This is a genomic window from Vibrio sp. A1-b2 (assembly GCF_021726015.1).
GTDB classification, from domain to species: domain Bacteria; phylum Pseudomonadota; class Gammaproteobacteria; order Enterobacterales; family Vibrionaceae; genus Vibrio; species Vibrio diazotrophicus.
In genome coordinates this window covers 44,758-62,352 of record NZ_JAKKCI010000014.1, presented here as the reverse complement: position 1 = coordinate 62,352, position 17,595 = coordinate 44,758, and the positions used below count along the sequence as shown (strand labels likewise).

The window sequence follows — 17,595 nt, the reverse complement described above, 5'->3', positions numbered from 1 at the left end:
AAGGTATGCCGACTTATCAGTACCAAGGACGCAATTTAGATGGCAGCGCTACGAAAGGCAGCTTAGAAGCAGTTAACGAAGATGTAGCTGCTGAAACATTGATCAATAAAGGGATTATCCCTACTTCTATTAGTGAAGGGGCATCCGGTGTTGGTATGGCCACTATTGATTGGAAAGAGTTGTTTGCTCCAGTTGTCCCACTGGAAGTCTTGGTGATTTTTTGTCGCCAGCTGTACAGCTTAACCAAAGCAGGCGTGCCTTTACTGCGTTCAATGAGAGGTCTGGCGCAGAACTGTGAAAACAAGCAGTTAAAAGATGCATTGGAACAGATTTGTAGTGAAGTGACCAATGGTCGCAGTCTTTCCGCTGCGATGCAGATGCATACGAAAGTGTTTAGCTCACTGTTTGTATCTATGGTGCATGTGGGTGAGAACACTGGTCGATTGGATCAAGCTCTGCTGCAATTGGCGAACTACTATGAACAAGAAGTGGAAACCCGTAAGCGAATTAAGACCGCAATGCGTTATCCCACTTTTGTTATTGGCTTTATTGTTATTGCTATGTTCATTTTGAACGTCAAGGTAATACCGCAGTTTGCGACCATGTTTAATCGCTTTGGTGTGGACTTGCCTTTGCCAACCAGAATTTTGATTGGTATGTCGAACTTTTTCGTCAACTACTGGATGTTTATGCTGGTAGCAATGGCGATAGCGTTTTTCGGTTTTCGATCTTGGTTGGGGACATCAAAAGGAAGAGAACGTTGGGATAAGTTTCGTTTACGAATGCCGATAGTTGGCGGAATCGTCAATCGAGCACAGTTATCTCGATTCTCACGTACCTTTTCTCTGATGTTGCACTCAGGCGTTCCGTTAAATCAGTCTTTGGCATTGTCAGCTGAGGCTTTGGATAATAAATTCCTCGAAGCTCGCTTAATGGAAATGAAATCTGCAATTGAAGCTGGTAGCAGCGTTTCATCAACGGCCATTAATGCCAATATTTTTACGCCTCTGGTGATTCAGATGATCTCTGTAGGCGAAGAAACGGGGCGAATTGATGAGTTGTTGCTGGAAGTCTCGGATTTTTATGACCGAGAAGTGGATTATGACTTAAAAACCTTAACCGCTCGGATTGAGCCGATTTTACTGGTGATTGTTGCTGGTATGGTATTGATTCTGGCTTTGGGTATTTTCTTGCCTATGTGGAATATGATGGATGCGATGAAAGGATAAGTGGTTAAAAAATCCTTTAAAAACATTGGCTTTAATGTTTTATTGACGTAGCGCATGCGATATTCCGTATGAGGGTAGGTATAATTCCTCTGCTGAAGAGGTATTGGTTCTAAAATGAATAAGAGAGTGCCGGGTTTTTCTTTACTCGAATTAATCATTGTTATCGTTATTGTCGCCTTATTAGCTGTGACGGCTTTACCTAGGTTATTAGGTACGATTGATGATGCAAGAGAGGCGAGTATTCAAGGTGTTGCCAGCGGTTATTCATCCGCTGTAGTCGCTGCACGGACTCAATGGGAAGCTCAGGCTAGGCCATCGGTAATATCTGGTGGTGAAAAATATAACCTCGTCGACTATGACGGTGTGGAGTTTTGGCTCACTCGTTCAAAAACGAGTGCAGGCAGCAGTACGGGATTCAGTGATGGTTATCCGCTAGCTTTAAGACAAAGCGTTTATTCGGAAACGATTACTGATCAAACCTGTGTGGATTTGATGGAGAACTTGCTTCATAGCTCTCCAAAGGTAGGGACAGCCGCTGAAGTAAGTAGTGATGCCTCACTGCAATATTCAGCCATCGCTGATAATGCCAATGCTAGTTGTACCTATATACAACAAGAAAAGAGCAGTGCACATCAGTTTGTTTACAACATAAAAACTGGTCGCGTAGCGGTCACTTTCAATTAATTTTTAGCTTGTTAGAAAGAGAGATAGTTCATGAAAAGACAAGGTGGTTTCACCCTTATCGAATTGGTCGTAGTCATTGTAATTCTGGGTATCCTTGCAGTGACGGCTGCTCCTCGTTTCCTAAACCTACAAGGTGATGCACGTAAATCTGCGCTTCAAGGTTTAAGAGGTGCAATGAATGGGGCTGCGGGCATTGTTTACGGTAAAGCAGCTATTGCTGGGATTGAAACTAAAGCGGCCGGTACAGATGTAAAAGTGGATAATGTAACAACTGCTTTTGGTTACCCAACAGCAGATGCTACGGGTATTGCTAATGCGGTTATTGGTTTAACGACGGACTGGGCTGTATATCCTGACCCATCAGCGACACCTCCTGTGTATTATGCAACGTTCCCATCTTCATCTTCTACTTCTAATACGTTAACAGCGGCACCTACAACATGCTACGTAAAATATACGGCAGCTAAATCTAGAGATGTAACTGAGGCTGCTAAAACTGAAGTTGTGGATACTGGATGTTAAGAAATTAGCTTTTCCCTAGTATTTTTGGAATTTGCGCAGAAACTTCGGGTTCTGCGCCATTCCACCTAAAATTTTAAATACTTACTGGCTAACATGGTGAGCAAGCCAATGCAGAGACACCAGCAACGAATGCGAGGTTTTACCTTAGTTGAACTGATCGTGGTAATACTGCTTGTATCAATTCTATCTGTTTATGCTGCCAGCCGTTTTTCCGGTATTTCCAGTGTTTCTGCGTTTGCCGCACAAGAGCAAATCATCTCTATTATTCGTCAAATTCAAATTGACCGAATGCAATCCAACTTATCATCCACTTCAGCAAACAGTGATTATGCTTTGCAAATAACCAACCACTGTATCGGCTCAGTACAGGCATGCAGCTCTGCTAATGATGACCGAAGAAGTGACTTGTTGCGGAATGATGAACTCACATTCACCAGCTCGCCTTCTCTTTCCGTTATTGAATTTAGCCTGTTGGGTAATCCTTTAGGTGGTGCGTCTAATGGCGTGACAATCAATATTGCCTCATCTGCAAACTCGACATCACTATGTTTGAACTCGGAAGGCTATGTGGCGAAAGGAAGTTGCTGATGAAACGTAGCAACGGATTTACGCTGGTTGAAAGTATTATGGCTATGGTGATCCTTGGGTTTGCCATGGTGACACTTGTGAGTTTTCTTTACCCTCAAATTGAGCGCTCTGCGACACCACATTATCAAACTCGTGCTGCTAACTTAGGGCAAAGCCTGATGAGCCAAATTCTTGCTCGAGGCTTTGATAACACCAGTGATTTTGATGGTGGCCTATATCGCTGTGGTGAACCGGACAGGAATGGGGTAGCTAACCCATGTTCTACTACATTGGGACGTGATTCTGGCGAAAGTAACCCCGCTCAGTTCAACGATGTTGATGACTACATCGGTTGCTGGTGGACAGACAGCACGAACGATTGTGGAGGTTCAGGGTACCCTCTTAGCAATATTCTGGGCACTGAGATAGCGAGTAAGTATGCGCACTTCACGGTAACAATCGATGTTAACTACGACACCGCGACCATGAAGAAAATCCAGATCAAGATTGATACTGGGCGTTACGGTGAGTTCGATTTCACTGGTTTTCGAGGAAACTACTAATGAAAGTTCGTGGTTTCACTCTGGTTGAAATGGTCTTGACCATGGTGGTGGGCGCTATTTTGGTTTTGGGTATTGCGGGGTTTGTGGAACTGGGCAGTAAAGGCTATTCCGATACCGTAGCAAGGCAAAGATTGCAGACTCAAGCCAAATTTGTATTAGAAAAAATGACCCGTGAAATTCGCCACGCAGTACCAAACAGCTTTGCTGTTAGTAGTTCTGCCGGACAGCAATGCTTATCGTTTTATCCTATTGTTTATTCAGGTTTTTATGCTTTATCCGGCAGTGAGAATAAGACCATGAGTTTTATTGTTGGTAATACACCAGCTCCCTCTAGTTTTGATGGGTTAAGGATGATTATTAATCCGTCGAGACAAATGGATTTTGCTGTGGGGCAAAATACGAACTTCCCATTGAGCGGTAGCAACACCACTTTTACTCTTTCTTCTCCGTTACCGAGTCAGTCGGTTGCCCAAAGGCAGTTCATATACAAAGATTTGGTGAGTTATTGCTTAGATTTTTCTGCACAAAGCGTGACTCGTAATGGTATCCAAGTCGCCGATAGCGTTAATACGGGAGAGTTCAGTTACGCACAACCCACACTGCAAAGAGGTGGCGTGGTGCATCTGGCATTAACTTTTGCTCAAAATGGCGAATCCAGCCACTTTGATATTGATGTGCAGGTGCTGAATGTTCCATAGAAAACGTATGTTCCCTAGCGTTAAAAAGCAGGCTGGCAATCTCTATATCGTTGCTATCTTTGTGATTGTGGTGATGGGCTTTCTTGCCAATGCGCTTGCTCGTATGGAATGGTCAAACCGAGATGCTCTATCGAAAGATCTGTTGGGAACAAGAGCATGGTTTGTTGCTCACTCAGTGAATGAGTTAGCACTTACTCAGTTGTATCCATTGAACACGGCTAACAGCATGGTTGCTAATGTGTGTCTTAACAACTGGGGAAATGTGCAAACTAAGGCAAATAACTTGATGACTCAATTTGCAGGTTGTTCTGTGAATACTCAGTGTTATTCACTGGGAGCACTAGATTCCGTTAATTATTACAAAGTTGAGAGCATCGCTGTGTGTGGCAGCGGGCAGTATCAGGTTGAGCGTAAGCAAGAAGTTTGGGTGAAGGAGTAGTAGTTGTGAGGAAGTTTTTTTTCTACCTTACTATCTTATTGTTTAGTAGCTCGCTATTCGCTGCGAATCGATGTGACTTTCAAGGTCATAATAATTTCACCATCGAAGTGATTGTTACTGGTAAACCAACCCCACAAGAAATATATGTAACGAACTTTGGCTACAAAAAAACGGAAGTTTTATGGTACACCGGAAGTGCATCCGATAGTGGTCTGAATTATATCTTTAAAGAAGATCAGTTAATCAATGGCTTGCAATATGCCATCCGAATTATTAACGATGCTGATAATGGTATTCTCAAGTACTACAAGAAACCTATAGGTGGAAGTTGGAACCAACCTGAAATTTATTATGGATACGTCCATCAAGGGAATATTCATGTTTTATCTGATAATGACGATGTAAGTTTCTCTTGTCAGGACGGGATTAAAGAACCTGAAGTTTCACCAGATCTTTGTAAGTATTTCCCTGAACCCGCACAAAGTTGGAAATCAGGATCCTCGCTCAATATCCAAAACTCGAATAGCATTATTACAGGATGGTCTGCAGAGTACGTTAGTGCTTACTTATCTGATGGAAAATTAAAAACAAGCTATGATATTTTTTCTTATCAGGCTGGCCTGCCGGGAGCGTGTGAAGTGGGTAGTTGTATTGGTGGTGCGCCTAAAGTTGAAACTCCTGAACCCATAGATGTGAGTTTTGATAGCAAAGTCAATCTGTCTATTACTGCTTGGAATTACACATCAAACTGTACTTTGGCACAGAATTGTCAATTCTCCGAATCTAACGGTACTGTGTATGTCGATATTTTGGGATCATTGCAGTCACTGAATGTTGAGGAGTACTCTTCGTCTGACAAACATTTTGTTATCAATTTTAAACCAATAAACAATGGTACTGGACCTGCTATTCAGAGCTATATATCAGGAGGGAGTGTAGAAACGATATTTCACTCTGGGAACTATATTTTGGGTTCGGTAAGCTTCAATGGTGGAACATTGAAGGTTCACTCCGATGTTATTCTCAATCTTGTCACTTCCCTTACTCAGAATAATGCCGTTGATACTATCGATGTAGGTGGCAAGAAAGATCTCATTATCTACGGACCTTCAGCATCACTGGTATTTAGCACGCCCAACATCGACTTTGCGGCGCAGATATTAGCAGACAGAGTAACCTTTAGTAATCCAGTCACGATCCGAGGAGCGATTACGGCTAACTCGCTGACAATGTCTACGCAAAACATCAATATTATTGGTGAGGGAGCTTGCCTAACGGGGGGGAACGTTGAAGAAGATTACACCCTTGAGCTTTCGCCCGTATTAGATGTTGCACTCGTATGCGAAGATTTACCCATCACTTTGTCTGTCATGTCTGATGGATCATTAGCCAGTGATTTTAGTGGCACAGCTTCGGTTACTATTAATGGTGTAGAGAAAGAAGTAGCTCTCTTTGGTGGAAAAGGCAACATCACCTTATCCAGTAGTGGAAAAAGCCAAAGTGTCTCGGTGAACGCTAGTCTTGACGGTTATTCGGACGTGGCTTCGGTTGCTGGCAACTATCAGTTTGTGCCATATAAAATTGCCGTTGATGACCAGTATGTGATTGCCAATAAACCGCAAACCGTGAGCGCCAAAACACTGGCTTGCAGTAGCGGTGAGGTGGTGGATGTAGGTTATAACGGCGCTTTGACTGCAAAGCTATCGGCGTGGGTCGCCCCAATTAACGGTATTGGTGATTTAACCTATGCGCCGCAATTTACTGAGGGTGAGGCAAGCAGCGAGCTGACTCTGGATGATTCTGGGCAAGTCACAGTAACACTTGAAGACAGCAATTTTAATTGTACTGGGTTTGATAACTGCCCAATTGAAGGCAGCGGTACGCTAAAAGGCCAGTTCACGGTTTACTCCCGTCCTTGGACATTCGCACTTTGCTCACCAGATAATGCGTCCATGAACGGTAATATTAGTGATGCTTCCAGCGCTGGCTTTACCCCGGCTGGGAATGCTTTTGCACTAAATGTTCGGCCATTGCGTTGGGTTTCAACGACGGGCAATGACAGTGATCCTGTCAGTGGTAGTGAAGCCATAGAAACGTCGAGTTACTGTAGCTCTCCCGTTACACAGAATTTTTTCATTGCAGGTAGTGAGCTGAACTCCACTGTTGAACTGACTCATACTGTTGCCCAACCAAGTGACGGTGCGGATGGAACATTGTCAGGAACGCTCGCGCTTAGCAACAGCGAAGGTGTTAGCAATAGCTACTTGCCATTTAGCGGTTTAGCGTGGAGTGAAGTCGGTGTTCTACGTGTAAATGCTGATACTCAGGCAAGCTATTTGGGCATGAATATCAATCAGGGATATCGAGACATTGGCCGTTTCTATCCTGCGTGGTTATCGCTTATCAGCAACAACTGGAACTACTCATCAAACCATGATGAATTTATGTATATGGGGCAGCCCATTGCCTATGATTTTGTCGTTGAAGCACAAAATATGCAGGGCGGGGCGACGACCAACTACAGCAGTTTTAGTCCGAGCCTGATTGCGGATGTGAAGCTTCTTACGGTTGACACTTCTGATGACAACAGTGAATTCGGTTCTCGTGTCGAAGATTATGATCTGCATTTCTGGGATGGCGGCAGTCAATGGTCTGGTGCTCAGTTGCAGGTGAGTGATGCACCATTTCAATTTAACAAGTTACAAACCTCCTCTAGTCCTTTAATTACCCGTGCAGACGGCCCGTATGAAGATGGATTTGGACTTCGTGTGACTGCAAATTCATCAGGTGTGAAAGTCGATGGTGTGGATTTCAAAACATCAGAAGCACCTAACTTAGAGCTCAACAGTTCAGGCGTTACCTTGGACACAGGTAAGCCGTTTTCAGCTCAACCCGATATCCGTTACGGTCGCATGGTACTCGATGATGTGGGCGGAACCTCAACCAGTACCATTTATATTCCTCTGCGCACCGAATACTGGAATGGCTCGCGGTTTATAGAAAACGAGCAAGACTCTGGTTCGACGTTTGTCTCTCTGGGTGGGTATGTTTGTAAGCAAACGGTTTGGTCCGGTTCTGGTTCGGCTTCGAGTGCATCACTTCAAGGTGCGGATTCTGCCGTTGCAGTAAAAAATGGTGTTAGCAATAAGCTTTCTGCTAAGCCGCATTCTAATATGGATGCCAGCTCTTTGAGGGAGCAAATTCGTTTTTGGCTCAGAATGTCAGATACTTCACCACAATTATCAGAAATGAATGTAAGCTGTGGTACAAGTTATACAAATCAACCTTGGTTACAATACAACTGGCGCGATCGGGGCGATGAAGATCCGTCCGCCGTTGTGACTTTCGGGGTCTATCGTGGCAATGACCGCATTATTTTCCGAGGGGAAAGTGGGCTAACAGGACAATAGCAAGCAATTTTTCTTAACCTAAGTTAGGAATATGTTAGAAATTGCGTGTTTGAGTCCATGTTTATGCGTCAATGCCTTGCTGTGACGGCAAGGCGTTGGTACATTTAGTGCAATTTTTATCTTCAATTCTTGCAGGATGAACGAAGAATATGTTCAAAAAACTTCGTGGCATGTTTTCAAACGACCTATCAATTGACTTAGGTACTGCCAACACTCTTATTTATGTTAAAGGTCAAGGCATTGTCCTTGATGAACCATCTGTAGTTGCTATTCGCCAAGACAAAGGCCGTGGTGGAAAAACTGTAGCGGCTGTCGGTCATGCAGCTAAGCAAATGTTAGGTCGTACGCCGGGTAATATCTCTGCAATTCGTCCGATGAAAGATGGTGTTATTGCTGACTTCTACGTGACTGAAAAAATGCTTCAGCATTTTATTCGTCAAGTGCATGACAACAGTTTCCTAAAACCAAGCCCACGCGTACTTGTTTGTGTTCCTTGTGGTTCCACTCAAGTTGAGCGCCGTGCGATTCGTGAATCTGCACTAGGTGCAGGCGCACGCGAAGTGCACCTTATTGATGAACCAATGGCAGCAGCAATTGGTGCTGGCCTACGTGTTTCTGAGCCAACAGGTTCAATGGTGGTCGATATCGGTGGTGGTACAACTGAAGTTGCAGTTATCTCATTGAACGGTGTTGTTTACTCTTCTTCTGTTCGTATCGGTGGTGACCGTTTTGATGAAGCTATCATCAACTATGTTCGTCGTAACTACGGCAGCTTAATCGGTGAAGCAACCGCTGAGAAAATTAAGCACGAAATCGGTTCGGCTTACCCTGGCGATGAAGTGATGGAAATTGAAGTTCGTGGCCGTAACCTCGCTGAAGGGGTTCCACGTAGCTTTACACTAAACTCAAACGAAATTTTGGAAGCACTGCAAGAGCCGCTAACGGGTATCGTTTCTGCTGTGATGGTTGCGCTTGAGCAATGTCCACCAGAACTGGCTTCTGATATCTCTGAAAACGGTATGGTTCTGACTGGTGGTGGTGCACTACTGAAAGATCTTGATCGTCTATTAACGGAAGAAACCGGCATTCCTGTTGTGATCGCTGAAGAACCACTAACTTGTGTGGCTCGTGGCGGCGGTAAAGCTCTAGAAATGATCGATATGCATGGCGGTGATCTGTTCAGCGATGAGTAATGGCTTGTCAGGCACCTTGTAACGAGGTGCCCAATAGGATTGTTATAAGATGAAGCCAATATTTGGTCGAGGACCATCTCTCCAACAACGACTGTTCTTCGCGGTCATGTTATCAGCCAGCCTAATGCTGGCTGATAGTCGTTTAGGAGCATTCGCAAATGTACGTTATTTGCTCAATAGCCTAGTAGCGCCTATTCAGTATGCTGCAGATTTGCCGCGTACCATGTTTAACGATTTTTACTCTCTGTTCAGTACTCGTGATCAACTGTTGAGTTCGAATCAAAATCTTAAACGTGAAGTGATGACGCTTAAAAGCGACTTAACCCTGCTTGATCAATACCGTGAAGAAAACCAGCGTTTACGTAAATTGCTTGGGTCTGAATTTGTCCGTGATGAGAAGAAAGTTGTTACAGAAGTAATGGCTGTTGATACATCACCATATCGCCATCAGGTGGTGATTGATAAAGGCAGAACGGACGGCGTCTACGAAGGTCAGCCTGTTATCAATGAGAAAGGTATTGTCGGACAGGTAACGTTTGTTGCCGCGCACAACAGCCGTGTATTACTGCTTATCGACCCGAACAATGCTATTCCTGTGCAGAATATCCGCAACGATATTCGAGTGATCGCTTCCGGTAACGGACAAAGTGACGAAATCCAGTTAGAGCATATTCCAACCAGTACCGATATCGATGTCGGTGACATGCTGGTAACGTCTGGTCTTGGTGGTGTTTATCCGGAAGGATATCCGGTGGCTTACATTACCGATGTTGATAAAGATACACGTCGCGAATTTGCCTCGATAAAAGCTAAGCCTGTAGTCGATTTTGATCGCTTACGTTACCTGTTATTGATTTGGCCGAATGAAGACCGCCAACAAAAAGTATTACTCGCAAACCCAGAAGATATTGAAGAGGGCGTAACAGATGGGCAGTAGTGATTGGGGAGGCCGATTTGTTATTTGGGGCTCTTTCCTGTGTGCCTTAATTTTCCAGACGATCCCTTGGCCGGGTTCCCTTGATCTGTTGAGACCATCATGGATCTTGTTGGTGACCTGTTACTGGGTTCTTGCTCTGCCTCACCGTGTCAATGTGGGCTCTGCTCTGGTGCTAGGTCTTCTTTGGGATCTGTTATTAGGCTCGACTCTCGGTATCCGAGGGATGATGATGTCCATCGTGATTTACATTGTCGCCATGAACTTCCTAGTGATGCGAAATATGGCACTTTGGCAGCAAGCTTTTGTGGTTGGTCTGCTCGCTATGGCGCTTGAAGTGTTGATTTTCTTTGGAGAATATCTCATTCAGGATGTCACATTTAACCCATTATCTCTCTGGAGTGGTTTAATTAGCTGTATACTTTGGCCATGGATGTTTTTATTGCTGCGTCGAGTTCGACGTCATTGGCACATAAAATAGAATGAACAAACAACGATTAATTCTGGCGTCTGGTTCACCTAGACGCCGAGAACTACTCTCTCAATTGGGATATCAGTTTGATGTGTTAGTCCCAAATGTTGAAGAGAAGCGTTTAGACGGTGAATCTCCCGTTCAATATGTAGAACGTTTGTCTCGCGATAAGGCTTTAGCTGGCCTAGAACTGGCTAAGCAAAACGCGGCTAATCTTAATGTGAACGAGCAGGACTATGTGGTTTTAGGCTCGGACACAATAGTGGTTCAAGACAATCGCGTATTAGAAAAGCCACAAAACTTTTCTCACGCCAAAGAGATGCTTGAGTATCTTTCGGGGACTCAGCATCAAGTAATGACGGCCGTGACGGTCGCTGCAAAAGAAAAACATCGTTCTGTGGTCGTGACCACAGATGTATGGTTCAAACCCTTGTCAGAGCAAGAAATAGAACAATATTGGCAAAGTGGTGAGCCTTGCGATAAAGCTGGCAGTTATGGCATTCAAGGATTGGGTGGGCGATTTGTAACTAGGATTGAAGGTAGCTACCACGCAGTGGTGGGATTACCGCTCTATGAAACTGACCAGCTCTTGCACGAATTTATATTTTAGTATTATTAAAAATTGAGGTGCGCTCATGAGTGCAGAGTTGATCTTGAATGTCACACCGAGTGAAACACGGGTGGCAATGATCGAAGGTGGAGTCCTTCAAGAGATCCATATTGAACGTGAAGCAAAAAGAGGCATTGTCGGAAACATCTACAAAGGTAAAGTCAGTCGAGTTCTACCCGGTATGCAAGCGGCTTTTGTGGATATTGGCCTAGACAAAGCAGCTTTTTTACACGCTTCAGATATCGTTCCTCACACAGAATGTGTGGCGGAAAACGAAAAACAACAGTTCCAAGTACGCGATATTTCTGAATTGGTTCGCCAAGGTCAGGATATTGTTGTGCAAGTCGTGAAAGATCCTTTGGGAACCAAAGGTGCCCGTTTAACCACAGATATCACTTTACCATCGCGTTACTTGGTCTATATGCCGGGTTCTGCGCACGTAGGTGTTTCTCAGCGAATTGAAAGTGAAGCTGAACGTAATCGCCTAAAAGCAGTAGTGGCACAGTATTGCGACGAGAATGGTGGATTCATCATTCGTACCGCGGCTGAAGGTGCGGACGAAAAAGAATTGGCGCAAGATGCGGCTTTCCTTAAACGCCTCTGGGTTAAAGTGATGGAGCGTCGTGCGAAATACAAAACTCGTTCAACGCTTTACGGTGAACCAGGGCTGTCTCAACGTATTATTCGTGATTTTGTCGGCACAGAACTGACCAGCATCTTGGTTGATTCACGTCTGGAATTCGAAAATCTCAAAGAGTTCACGTCCGAGTTCGTTCCAGAGCTGACCGACAAACTTGAGCTATATGAAGGTGATAAACCCATTTTCGATATGTACGACACGGAGAATGAAATTCAACGTTCTTTGGAGCGTAAAGTCGAGCTTAAATCTGGCGGCTATCTGATTATCGATCAGACAGAAGCCATGACGACGGTTGATATCAACACCGGCGCTTTTGTCGGCCGCCGTAATCTCGAAGAGACCATATTCAACACCAACATCGAAGCAACACAGGCTATTGCTCGCCAGCTGCGTTTACGAAATCTGGGCGGCATCATCATCATCGACTTTATCGATATGGCTTCCGATGATCACCGCAAGCGAGTACTTGCTTCGCTGGAAGCTGCGCTCAGCAAAGACCGAGTCAAAACGAACATCAACGGATTTACTCAGTTGGGATTAGTTGAGATGACTCGTAAACGTACACGAGAAAGTATTGAACATGTTCTGTGTTCTACTTGTCCAACTTGTGAAGGTCGTGGAGCGGTGAAAACCGTTGAAACGGTTTGCTTTGAAATACTGCGTGAAATTACGCGAGTGAACCGAGCCTACGACTCAGACAAGTTTGTTGTGTACGCATCTCCGGCAGTGGCAGAGACTTTGCAAGGAGATGAGTCTCATGCGCTTGCTGAGCTGGAGCTGTTTATTGGTAAAGAAGTTCGTATTCAAGCGGAACCTCTGTATATCCAAGAACAATTTGATGTTGTGATGATGTAAAAGGATATTGAGTGAGCTCAACCTTTACCCGCCTTGGGCGATTTATTTTATGGCTTATTGTTAGCCTATTGGTGTTATTGGCTGTTGTGGTAACTGCTTTGCGGGTACTGCTGCCTGAAATGAATCGCTACCAAAGTGAAATTGAGCGCTGGGCGACTCAGCAAACCAACATACAGTTTAAAGTGACCGATGTGCGTGGTTTTTGGAAAAACACGCACCCTTCACTCGCTCTTAAAGCAGTAAGAGCGGAACTTCCCGTAAGCAGTAAAATCCACATATCTACTCAGCAAATTGATATCGAATTTGACTTATTTCAGTCTCTGCTAAATCGCCAGCCAGTGATAGCGGATATGAGCATTCATGGCATGAAGTTGGATATCAGCTCCATTGACTGGAACCGTATTGCTGATTCTGATCGCGACGATAGTTCTGACGCAAACTCTGAGGCGAGCAATGAAGGACAAGTTGTGCAACTGCTGGACGACCTGTTCCTACGCCAGCTTGATAGTTTTTCGCTTCTTAACTCAACCATTTTGTACCAGACAATGGCCGGCGAAATCCGTCAGCTTGATATCGCTAAGCTGCGTTGGCGGAACAAAGGCTCTCACCATTTTGCAGAAGGTGAAGTGAGCTTGGCGGATGCCAATATAAACTCTCTGTTAGTGAGTGCTGACTTTGAAGACCATGGCTCATTGCTTGATATTTCTGGTGATTTCTACGCGAGTGCCGACAATCTTCGTGTTACCCCTTGGTTAACTCGTTACCTGAAGGAAGAAACAGGTATTGAGCGAGGAAGAGTAAGCTTTAACGCGTGGATGACCCTGAATCACAATCAGCCCGTTGATGGCTACGTTGAACTGAAACCTTCAGAGCTTATCTGGGGGGAAGAAGGCAGTTCCAACGAACTCTTGCTGGAGTCTGGCATTGTTAAGCTAATGCCTACTGATAAAGGGTGGCAGGTTAATGCCCACTCTTTACAGCTACGAACTAATGATACGGCTTGGCCAGATCTCGATGTTGCTCTTGATTGGCAACCAGAAGGCTGGACGTTAAATCTTTCTCAAATAGATGTAGAAACGCTCTTGCCTCTAGCGGCTTTGATGCCAGATTCTCAGCAATCAACCAAGCTGATTCATGACCTGAAACCGGGCGGATTATTGGAAGATATCCGAGTTTCTATGGGGCAAACCATCGACTCACTGCGTTATTCAGCGCAGCTAACAGATGGCCGGATCGCACAATGGTACTTACTTCCTGAAGTGCATCAACTTCAGGCAAAGATTAGCGGTTCTGCCGATATTGCAAAAATCCATGCCACATTGATTGATGATACCTTGCCGTATGGCGATGTATTTCAGGCGCCACTGAACATTCGCCACGGTGATGTGAATTTGGTTTGGCAAACGGGCAGTGACGGTTGGTCGCTTTGGGCTGATAAAGTCACCGTTGCGACTCCTGACTTGCAGGCATTAGGCGCATTTCGTCTCGATTTTCCTCACGATAAAAGTCCATTCCTGTCATTTTATCTAGAAGCGGATGCTTATAACGCGGGTGAAACTTGGCGTTATTTGCCAACTCTTGCGCTGGGCGATGACTTAACCGACTACTTGTCTACTGCCATTCAAGGTGGGCGAGTCGATACCGCCAAACTGATTTGGTATGGCGATTTAGGCTCATTTCCGTATCAGGAGCATAATGGTGTATTTCAGGCATGGGTCGGGCTGAAAGAAGGTAAGTTTAGTTTTGATACCGCTTGGCCGACGATCACTAATTTGCAATTGGATTTGCTGTTCGAAAACGATGCCATGTATTTAGATTCAAATGCAGCAACGTTAATGGATGTGAACGCCAAACGAATCACAGGGCGCATCCCAAGTTTAGCGCCGGATGGTCATATCGAGATTGAAGCCAGTGCTGTGGCGGAAGGGAATGCCGTTCGAGCGTATATGACGGCGACACCGCTGGTTGATTCTGTGGGTGCGGCGCTTAACGCCGTTCAAGTGAGCGGTGAAGTTACTTCTGAGTTTCAGTTAAATATTCCGTTTACCCGAGACAAAGAACCTCGCGCTTGGGGTTGGGCTGAGTTGTCAAAAAACCATGTGGATATTGATGCTCCACCAATGATGTTGGATTCGGTATCCGGTCGCATTAACTTCGACAACGATGTGATTACCGCTGCGGGCTTGTCATCCAAGTTGTTAAAACAACCGATCTCCTTTGATTTTCAGGGCGAAAGTACGCCTCAAGGTTATGTGGTAAACATTGATGTTATCGGTGACTGGGATGTGAAACCTCTGGTGCCTTATGTTGGAGAACGTTGGCTCAAGCGTCTGAAAGGTCACGCACCGTGGCAAACCAGTGTGGCTTTGCAGTTAAATGATGTTGGCTTTACTTACCAGATAGATAGTACCGCAGACCTGAAAATGGTTGCGAGTGAATACCCGTACCCATTGGCAAAGAAAACGAAAGCAGCGGGCAAAGCGCATCTGCAGGCTTCAGGGAATCAGGAATCGATTACTGCGCGTCTTCAGCTTCCTCAAGCCAAGTATCAGGCTGAGATTGATATCAGACCTAAAACGCCAGTGTTAACAGCGACCAACTTAGTGCTTGGGCAAGGTGGTTTTAAAATCAGTCCTGTTGTTGGGCACCATGCTCAGGTTCGTCTTGACCGATTTAACTTAGATGACTGGATTGCTGTGATGAATGATGTGCCTGTCGCTAAAGCGGGCAAGTCAAGTCTAGATAAAATGAACACTCCGGAGATTCCAGTTCCGCAACGTGTCGATCTAAAAACTCAAGAACTGACCCTTGCCGATATTGAGTGGCACGATGTTGACTTTAATGCGCGTCGGAAAGGTCTTGGCTGGGTGATGAACTTGGAAAGCCAAGAAGCAAAAGGGCAAGCCAATTATATTCAGCCTTATGATTTATCGGTCTCTTTCGATCGTCTGCATGTGTTTGTTCCATCGTTAGATGAAGAACAGCCGAAACCTTTATTGGCGGCGCATACTAAACAATCGGACCCTCTGATTTCCGAGTTTGACCGAGAGTTTCATCGCCTGATGCCGAATCTTACTCTGGTCATTAACGACTTTTGGCTGCAAGGTTATAAAGTTGGCAAAGTGAATATGGATTTCCAGCGTAGAGGCAACACTCTGGAGTGGAAAAAAGTGGATGTGGTGAGTGGTACTAATACTGTTCATATGAGTGGCGACTGGACACTGACTGACACAACCAGCCACACTAAGCTAAAGTTTGAAGTTCAGGGTGAAAACAACAGCGACCTGATGGAACGATTCGGTATCAGTTCAGGAATTCAAAAAGCTTCGTTCAACATGTGGAGTGACTTGCAATGGGATGGCGCTCCTTGGTCGATGAAGGTCAATACCGTTCAAGGCAATGTAAAAACGGAGCTGGGTAAAGGGGTGATATCCGATGTCAGCGGCGCTGCGAAGTTCTTGGGCCTGTTCAGCTTAGACTCTATCATTCGTAAAATGCAGCTCGATTTCAGTGATGTATTCGATAAAGGTATGGCCTTTGATTCGATCACTGGCAGCGGTGAAGTTGATAAAGGCATTTTTGTTACCAATGATATAAAGATGGATGCTATTGCTGGTGACATGACCATTAAGGGATTAGCGGATCTCAATACTCGTACCGTAGATGCAGAAGTTAACTTTGTACCGGACATTACTTCTGGTATTCCGGTACTGACCGCATTTGCGGTAACGCCGCAAACGGCGTTATATGTGTTGGCGATTACCACGGTGATAGCACCTGTAGTCGAAGTTTTCACCGAAGTAAATTATGAGGTGAAAGGTCCGATGGATTCACCGACAGTAAAAGAACTCTCTCGTAGTCGCGGTGAATTTAAGCTGCCGAAAAAACTTAGAGATCTCGCACAATAAGTCAGACAAAAGTAGGTTGGGCTATTTACATGGAACGTATTGGTTTAATTCAAATGACATCCAGCTCGGATGTGAATGAGAATCTCACTTATATTGAACAGCAAACCAGACTGCTGGCAAAGCAAGGTGCTAAATGGGTGGTTACCCCAGAAAATGCGGTAGTGTTTGGTAACAAAGAGGATTACCACAACAGTGCTGAAGAACTGGGTGATGGGCCTGTTCAGGCAAGAATATCGCGCTTAGCTGTAGAGCAGCAGGTTTGGGTTCTCATCGGTAGTATGCCGATTCGCCGAACTTCAGCGGAGACTCAAGGCGTGACTACCACATCCGTTCTGTTTAATCCGCAAGGTCATATTGTGGCTCACTATGATAAGCTGCACATGTTTGATGTTAACGTTGCTGATGGCCACAAGCGTTATCGTGAATCAGAAACGTTTACGCCGGGTAACGATATCGTTGTGGCAGAAACGCCCTTTGCTAAGCTGGGATTGTCCATCTGTTATGATGTTCGTTTCCCTAATCTGTATGCAGAATTACGTCGATTAGGAGCCCAGATACTGTTGGTACCTGCTGCGTTTACCGCCGTAACTGGTAAGGCGCATTGGGAAGTTCTTCTAAGGGCTCGTGCGATAGAAAACCAGTGTTGGGTTATCGCAGTTGGTCAAGGTGGCCATCATGCTTGCGGAAGAGAAACTTGGGGACACTCAATGGTGATCAGTCCTTGGGGTGAGATCATTGCTTCACTAGAGCAAGATGCTGCAAGTCTGATTGTTGATATCGAGTTAGAACAAATAGAGAGTGTGCGTGCTGCTATGCCTATTAGTGCCCACACACGCTTTCATAATCAATTTATAGAGAAAAAGAGCTAAAC

The 17,595-nt window shown here is 45.0% G+C and carries 15 protein-coding genes; all 15 read left to right on the top strand.

What is annotated here, in order from left to right; translation table 11 throughout:
• The first annotated feature begins 5 nt into the window (after positions 1-5).
• Complete coding sequence (locus L3V23_RS19845) at positions 6-1,229, top strand: type II secretion system F family protein (RefSeq protein WP_042489329.1); 1,224 nt, start codon at positions 6-8, stop codon at positions 1,227-1,229.
• A gap of 114 nt (positions 1,230-1,343) precedes the next feature.
• Positions 1,344-1,913, top strand: coding sequence for a type II secretion system protein (locus L3V23_RS19840; protein ID WP_102966969.1), 570 nt, complete (start codon positions 1,344-1,346; stop codon positions 1,911-1,913).
• A 30-nt stretch (positions 1,914-1,943) separates the two neighbouring features.
• Positions 1,944-2,435 carry a prepilin-type N-terminal cleavage/methylation domain-containing protein gene (locus L3V23_RS19835; protein ID WP_102966970.1) on the top strand — a complete coding sequence of 164 codons (492 nt, stop codon included), beginning with the start codon at positions 1,944-1,946 and terminating at the stop codon, positions 2,433-2,435.
• 108 nt (positions 2,436-2,543) lie between these two features.
• A complete protein-coding gene (locus tag L3V23_RS19830) occupies positions 2,544-3,023 on the top strand; it encodes a type II secretion system protein (protein WP_102964271.1) in 480 nt (159 codons plus the stop codon).
• Positions 3,023-3,565 carry a type II secretion system protein gene (locus L3V23_RS19825; RefSeq protein ID WP_102966971.1) on the top strand — a complete coding sequence of 181 codons (543 nt, stop codon included), beginning with the start codon at positions 3,023-3,025 and terminating at the stop codon, positions 3,563-3,565. The genes L3V23_RS19830 and L3V23_RS19825 overlap by 1 nt, the downstream gene beginning before the upstream one ends.
• Positions 3,565-4,263 carry a prepilin-type N-terminal cleavage/methylation domain-containing protein gene (locus L3V23_RS19820; protein WP_102966972.1) on the top strand — a complete coding sequence of 233 codons (699 nt, stop codon included), beginning with the start codon at positions 3,565-3,567 and terminating at the stop codon, positions 4,261-4,263. Before L3V23_RS19825 ends, L3V23_RS19820 begins: the two co-directional genes overlap by 1 nt.
• Complete coding sequence (locus L3V23_RS19815; RefSeq protein ID WP_237292798.1) at positions 4,253-4,702, top strand: MSHA biogenesis protein MshP; 450 nt, start codon at positions 4,253-4,255, stop codon at positions 4,700-4,702. Before L3V23_RS19820 ends, L3V23_RS19815 begins: the two co-directional genes overlap by 11 nt.
• Before the next feature lie 5 nt (positions 4,703-4,707).
• Positions 4,708-8,112, top strand: a complete 3,405-nt coding sequence (locus tag L3V23_RS19810) for a DUF6701 domain-containing protein (protein ID WP_102966974.1) — start codon at positions 4,708-4,710, stop codon at positions 8,110-8,112.
• A gap of 149 nt (positions 8,113-8,261) precedes the next feature.
• Positions 8,262-9,305 (top strand): rod shape-determining protein, encoded by a 1,044-nt coding sequence (locus L3V23_RS19805; protein ID WP_042489310.1) that lies wholly within the window; start codon positions 8,262-8,264, stop codon positions 9,303-9,305.
• A 49-nt stretch (positions 9,306-9,354) separates the two neighbouring features.
• Complete coding sequence (gene mreC / locus L3V23_RS19800; RefSeq protein WP_102955313.1) at positions 9,355-10,242, top strand: rod shape-determining protein MreC; 888 nt, start codon at positions 9,355-9,357, stop codon at positions 10,240-10,242.
• Positions 10,232-10,720, top strand: a complete 489-nt coding sequence (gene mreD, locus L3V23_RS19795) for a rod shape-determining protein MreD (RefSeq protein WP_042489304.1) — start codon at positions 10,232-10,234, stop codon at positions 10,718-10,720. The genes mreC and mreD overlap by 11 nt, the downstream gene beginning before the upstream one ends.
• A 1-nt stretch (position 10,721) precedes the next feature.
• Complete coding sequence (locus tag L3V23_RS19790; RefSeq protein WP_042489301.1) at positions 10,722-11,321, top strand: Maf family protein; 600 nt, start codon at positions 10,722-10,724, stop codon at positions 11,319-11,321.
• 25 nt (positions 11,322-11,346) lie between these two features.
• On the top strand, positions 11,347-12,816 hold the full coding sequence (rng, locus tag L3V23_RS19785) for a ribonuclease G (RefSeq protein WP_042489298.1): 1,470 nt from the start codon (positions 11,347-11,349) through the stop codon (positions 12,814-12,816).
• An 11-nt stretch (positions 12,817-12,827) separates the two neighbouring features.
• Positions 12,828-16,724 carry a YhdP family protein gene (locus tag L3V23_RS19780; RefSeq protein ID WP_102966975.1) on the top strand — a complete coding sequence of 1,299 codons (3,897 nt, stop codon included), beginning with the start codon at positions 12,828-12,830 and terminating at the stop codon, positions 16,722-16,724.
• Positions 16,725-16,753: 29 nt separating this feature from the next.
• Positions 16,754-17,593 (top strand): carbon-nitrogen hydrolase family protein, encoded by an 840-nt coding sequence (locus L3V23_RS19775; RefSeq protein WP_042489293.1) that lies wholly within the window; start codon positions 16,754-16,756, stop codon positions 17,591-17,593.
• The last annotated feature ends 2 nt before the right edge of the window (positions 17,594-17,595 follow it).

Excerpts from the sequence above, each read along its gene's own strand:
- L3V23_RS19845 (WP_042489329.1), top strand. The coding sequence starts at position 6 with ATGCCGACTTATCAGTACCAAGGACGCAATTTAGATGGCAGCGCTACG.
- L3V23_RS19840 (WP_102966969.1), top strand. The coding sequence starts at position 1,344 with ATGAATAAGAGAGTGCCGGGTTTTTCTTTACTCGAATTAATCATTGTT.
- L3V23_RS19835 (WP_102966970.1), top strand. The coding sequence starts at position 1,944 with ATGAAAAGACAAGGTGGTTTCACCCTTATCGAATTGGTCGTAGTCATT.
- L3V23_RS19830 (WP_102964271.1), top strand. The coding sequence starts at position 2,544 with ATGCAGAGACACCAGCAACGAATGCGAGGTTTTACCTTAGTTGAACTG.
- L3V23_RS19825 (WP_102966971.1), top strand. The coding sequence starts at position 3,023 with ATGAAACGTAGCAACGGATTTACGCTGGTTGAAAGTATTATGGCTATG.
- L3V23_RS19820 (WP_102966972.1), top strand. The coding sequence starts at position 3,565 with ATGAAAGTTCGTGGTTTCACTCTGGTTGAAATGGTCTTGACCATGGTG.
- L3V23_RS19815 (WP_237292798.1), top strand. The coding sequence starts at position 4,253 with ATGTTCCATAGAAAACGTATGTTCCCTAGCGTTAAAAAGCAGGCTGGC.
- L3V23_RS19805 (WP_042489310.1), top strand. The coding sequence starts at position 8,262 with ATGTTCAAAAAACTTCGTGGCATGTTTTCAAACGACCTATCAATTGAC.
- mreC (WP_102955313.1), top strand. The coding sequence starts at position 9,355 with ATGAAGCCAATATTTGGTCGAGGACCATCTCTCCAACAACGACTGTTC.
- mreD (WP_042489304.1), top strand. The coding sequence starts at position 10,232 with ATGGGCAGTAGTGATTGGGGAGGCCGATTTGTTATTTGGGGCTCTTTC.
- L3V23_RS19790 (WP_042489301.1), top strand. The coding sequence starts at position 10,722 with ATGAACAAACAACGATTAATTCTGGCGTCTGGTTCACCTAGACGCCGA.
- rng (WP_042489298.1), top strand. The coding sequence starts at position 11,347 with ATGAGTGCAGAGTTGATCTTGAATGTCACACCGAGTGAAACACGGGTG.
- L3V23_RS19775 (WP_042489293.1), top strand. The coding sequence starts at position 16,754 with ATGGAACGTATTGGTTTAATTCAAATGACATCCAGCTCGGATGTGAAT.